This is a genomic window from Actinomyces polynesiensis, from assembly GCF_000820725.1.
GTDB classification, from domain to species: Bacteria; Actinomycetota; Actinomycetes; order Actinomycetales; family Actinomycetaceae; genus Pauljensenia; species Pauljensenia polynesiensis.
Genome location: NZ_CCXH01000033.1, coordinates 1 through 4,695, shown reverse-complemented (window position 1 = coordinate 4,695; position 4,695 = coordinate 1). Strand labels below are relative to the sequence as shown.

Below are 4,695 nucleotides of genomic sequence, written 5' to 3'. Positions count from 1 at the left end.
GCCAGGGCTCCATCCCGGCTGCACGCAGGCGGTCGGCCTTCCCGCGGCGCACACGTTCCTGCTCGGAGGGGCGCGGGGTGGGCACGGCCTCCTCGACGGCGTGGTCCTCCAGGGCCCGCACCCGTGCGAGGTGGTCGGGGGTCACCTTCCAGCGTTGGGAGGTCCGCGCGCCCAGCTGCGGGAGGAAGCCCTCCAGCACACCCGAGGCGATGATCACGGGGGTGGCCTCCGCATAGCTGAGGAAGCAGAGGTAGCGCGGGACCCACTCGGGCTGGTAGCGGGCGTTGGACTCGTAGAGGGAGTCCATCTGCCAGAAGCGTGAGGCCACCAGCATGATGCGGCGCATCAGGCGGTTCGGCCAGGTGGCGTCCACGGCCGCGCCCTCGTCGAAGACCCTGCGGAACATCGCGAAGTTCAGCGAGATGAGCTCCACCGACGTCTCCCGGCCCTGCTCGATGAGGGCCACCACCATGGCCTCCACCAGGCCGTTGACGGAGGTGGGACTGCGGCGCATGAGCGTCAGCGACAGTCCCCGGGCTCCCCAGGGCACGAAGGTCAGGACGCCCTGGACGGCACCGTCCCGGTCCCTGGCGCTCACGACGGTCGTGCGGGAGTCAATGGGTTCGAGGATGCGCTCCAACGACATCGAGAAACCCCGCTCGGCGCCTTCGCGGAAGTCCTCCGCGGCCCGGGCGAGCTCACGGCGTTCGCCCTCGTCGATGTCGCGCAGCTGGCGCACCGAGATCTGCACCCCCTCGCGACGCACCCGGCGCACCGACTGGGCGAGGGCCTTCATCTGGGGGTCGTTGAGGTCGAAGCGGCGCGTGTGCACCACCGCCTCGTCACCCATGGCCTTCACCGTGAAGCCCTGGTTGCGGAAGGCGCGCGCCCCGGACTCCGACACGGAGATCGCCGCGGGGACCCACCCGAAGCGGGCGCACTGCTCACGCCACCGCATGATCGCGTTGTCCCAGGACTGCGGGTCGCCCAGCGGGTCCCCACCCACCAGGGACACCCCGGCCGCGACCCCGTAGGACACGGCGGCCCGCCGGTCGGAGGAGGCGATCTCCGAGCGGTCGTCACGCGTGGCGAAGTACCCGAGCGAGTCCTCGCCCCAGCGAGCCAGGAGTCCGCGCACGAAGAGGTCGTCCTCGGGTGTGCGCCCGGGCATGCGCTGCCCGCGCAGGAAGAAGAAGAGCGCGAGCACCATCACCACGGCGGAGACCAGGGACAGGAGGAAGCCGAGCCCCCGTGGCCCGTGGACGGTGACGGGATCCGTCACGAAGGAGATGGGCAGGGTGCCCAGGACCTTCGCGAGGACCCACTGGTAGGCGTGGTCCTGGTGCCGCATGGGCCCGAGGCGCACCGCGAGCAGTCCGAGGACCAGGTTCAGTCCCAGACCGACCACGAGGATCAGTGCGGCCCCCACCACCGAGCCCTTCACCGTGCGGGCCGCGAAGGCGGGGCGTGCCCACAGGAGCACGGGCACCGAGACCACGGCCACCGCCACCGACACGGCGGCGACGACCAGCGCGGCGGGGTCGTACCCCTGCGGCTGCAGCAGCGTCGTGGCCGAGGAGATCCCCCCGAGCAGCTGCAGGACGAGCAGCACCCACAGGGCGATGCGCTTGTGGCGGGAGGCGGCCACGGCCAGGATCACCAGGATCACGGCCTCCAGCACACCCGGGCCCACCGGCACGTTGAACGCCGTGAAGACCCCGGTGACCAGGCGCACAGCCGGGTGGCTGTGGTGGTGCAGGGCGAGGGCGACCAGGGACCACAGCGCCCCGAGAACCGACACGTTCGTGACGAGCGTCGGCACGCGCATCACCCGGGGCACTGCGGCACCGGGGGCGGTCCTCGCGGACAGTGGCGAGGAGGAGGTCCCGGTCTCCCGGGTCACTGCTCGACGACCACCGGCACGATCATGGGACGGCGGCGCAGCCTGCGGGCCACCCAGCGGCCCAGGACCCGTCGCATGGCCTGCTGCAGGACGTGGGGATCCACGCGGCCGGGGGCCGCCGCGTCGCGCAGCGCCTTGTCGACCTCGGGCAGGATCTCGTCGAACACCCCGTCGTCCTCGGCCATGCCGATGGCGCGGATGGTGGGACGTGCCAGGACCGTGCCCGTGTCGTGCTCGACGACCGCGTAGACACTGATGAAGCCCTCCGACCCCAGGGTGCGGCGGGTCTCCAGTTCGTCCTCGGAGATCTCCCCGATGGACCGCCCGTCGACGTAGACGTACTCGCAGGGCACCGCCCCGGCCACGCGGGCCCGGCCGTCGGCGAGGTCGACGACCACGCCGTCCTCCGCCAGCACCACGTTGCGCGGGTCGACCCCGGTCTTGACGGCGAGCTGTCCGTTGGCGACGAGGTGGCGCACCTCGCCGTGGATGGGCATGACGTTGGCGGGCTGGACGATGTTGTAGCAGTACAGGAGCTCTCCGGCGGAGGCGTGCCCGGAGACGTGGACCTTCGCGTTGCCGCGGTGGACGACGTGCGCGCCCAGGCGCGTGAGGTCGTTGATGACCCGGTAGACGGAGTTCTCGTTGCCGGGGATCAGGGAGGAGGCGAAGACCACCGTGTCGCCCGGTTCGATCGTCACGAAGCGGTGGGAGCCCGCCGCCATGCGCGACAGGGCCGCCATCGGCTCGCCCTGGGAGCCGGTGGCCATGTAGACGCGCTTGTCCGGGGGGATGTCCCCGATCTTCGAGGTCTCGATGAGGACGCCCTCGGGGACGGTGAGGTAGCCGCGCTCCTCCGCGATGCGCATGTTGCGCTCCATGGAGCGCCCCACCAGCGCCACACGACGCCCGTTGTGGGCTGCCGCGTTGACGACCTGCTGCACGCGGTGCACGTGGGAGGAGAAGGAGGCGACGATGATCTGCCCGGTGGCGTCGGCGAAGACGTGGTCCAGGACGGGACCGATCTCACGCTCGGGGGCGATGAACCCGGGGACCTCCGCATTGGTGGAGTCCACCATGAACAGGTCCACGCCCTCCTCGCCGAAGCGCGCGAAGGAGCGCAGGTCGGTGAGGCGGTGGTCCAGGGGGAGCTGGTCCATCTTGAAGTCGCCGGTGATGAGGACCTTGCCGGCGGAGGTGCGCACGAACACGGCGAGTGCGTCGGGGATGGAGTGGGTGACGGCCACGAACTCCAGGTCGAAGGGGGCCAGGTCCACGCGCTCGTGCTCGGTGACGACGTGGAGTTCGGGGGTGGGCAGGCGGTGCTCGCGGACCTTCGGCTCGACGAAGGCGAGGGTGAGCTCGGACCCGTAGATCGGGATGTCGCCGCGCAGCTTGAGCAGGTAGGGGACGGCGCCGATGTGGTCCTCGTGGCCGTGGGTGAGCACCAGGCCCACCACGTCGTCCATCCGGTCCTCGATCCACGAGAAGTCGGGGAGGATCAGGTCGACGCCGGGCTGGGTCTCCTCGGGGAAGAGGACACCGCAGTCCACGATGAGCAGCTTGCCGTTGTGCTCGAGGACGTTCATGTTGCGGCCGACCTCCCCGAGGCCGCCCAGGGGGATGACGCGCAGTGCACCCTTGGCGAGGGGTGCAGGCTCTTTCAGGTTGTCGTACAGGGGCTTCATGGTCCCAGTGTGCCACGCAGGCACGCGCACCCGGGTCCCACCGTGCCCTGCCCCACCGCGATGTGACGGGAGCATCGACCCGCCCGCGGAGGGCTCAGAGGAGCCCGAGGTCCCCCATCGCGGACTCCAGGCGCGCGACCTCGTCCTCCGAGGGAGGCACGAGGGGCAGCCGGAGGGTCGGTGTGGGGAGGAGGCCCTGGAGGTGGAGGGCCCACTTCGCCATGACCGTCCCCTGTCCGCCACCCATCACCGCGTGGACGAGGGGCCTGAGGGCGAATGCGAGTTCGCGGGCCTCCCAGACCTCGTCGGCATCGAGGAGGTCGACCATGCGCCGCAGGTGGGGGGCGGCGACGTGCGCGACGACGGAGATGATGCCGGAGGCGCCCCCCGTCAACCAGGCGAAGTTCAGGCCGTCGTCACCCGAGTAGTACTCGAGGCCCGTGCGGTGCATCCGCTCCACCCCCTGCTCGACATTGCCCGTGGCGTCCTTCACGGCGAGGACACGGGGGTGGGAGGAGAGGTCGTCGAGGGTCGCGTCACCGAAGGCGACCCCCGTGCGTCCGGGGATGTCGTAGAGCATGACCGGCAGGTCGGTGCCCTCCACGACAGCCCGCACATGGGCGCACACCCCCGCCTGGGAGGGCCGGTTGTAGTAGGGCGAGACGACGAGCAGACCGTCGGCCCCGCACGCCTGGGCGCTCTGGGCGATCCGGACCGCGTGCGCCGTGTCGTTGGAACCGGCACCGCACAGGATGAAGGCCCGCTCCCCCACCGCCTCCACGACCGCACGCGTGAGGTCGTCCTTCTCCGGCTGGTGGGTCGTGGGCGACTCCCCGGTGGTGCCCGACAGGAGGATCGTGTCACAGCCGTCGTCGACGAGCTTGGTCGCGATGGCCTGGGCGGTGTCGAGGTCGAGGGTGCCGTCGGCGTTGAACGGGGTGACCAGAGCTGGGGCGAGGGATCCGAAGGTGCGTGGCGGAACGTGGCTCATGCCACCGACCCTAGGGGACCCGACGGCTTCGGTGCGGGCGTGTCCCGTGGGATGGCCCCTCCGGTGCGCAGTGGGTACGGATGAGGGCGGGGCCGGTCGGGGGCGCGGGTCCG

Annotated in this window: 3 protein-coding genes; all 3 read right to left on the bottom strand. The window is 71.2% G+C overall.

The features are described 5' to 3' along the window. Positions 1-1,903: phosphatidylglycerol lysyltransferase domain-containing protein (locus TA90_RS01275; protein ID WP_147513306.1), on the bottom strand; the 1,903-nt coding region annotated here is incomplete at its 3' end. Next, on the bottom strand, positions 1,900-3,591 hold the full coding sequence (locus TA90_RS01270) for a ribonuclease J (protein ID WP_043534214.1): 1,692 nt from the start codon (positions 3,589-3,591) through the stop codon (positions 1,900-1,902). The genes TA90_RS01275 and TA90_RS01270, both read right to left, overlap by 4 nt. A 94-nt stretch (positions 3,592-3,685) precedes the next feature. Beyond that, positions 3,686-4,582 (bottom strand): 4-hydroxy-tetrahydrodipicolinate synthase, encoded by an 897-nt coding sequence (dapA, locus tag TA90_RS01265; protein ID WP_043534213.1) that lies wholly within the window; start codon positions 4,580-4,582, stop codon positions 3,686-3,688. Positions 4,583-4,695 lie beyond the last annotated feature (113 nt).

Coding starts and splice junctions, on each gene's coding strand:
- TA90_RS01270 (WP_043534214.1), bottom strand. CDS start 3,591: ATGAAGCCCCTGTACGACAACCTGAAAGAGCCTGCACCCCTCGCCAAG.
- dapA (WP_043534213.1), bottom strand. CDS start 4,582: ATGAGCCACGTTCCGCCACGCACCTTCGGATCCCTCGCCCCAGCTCTG.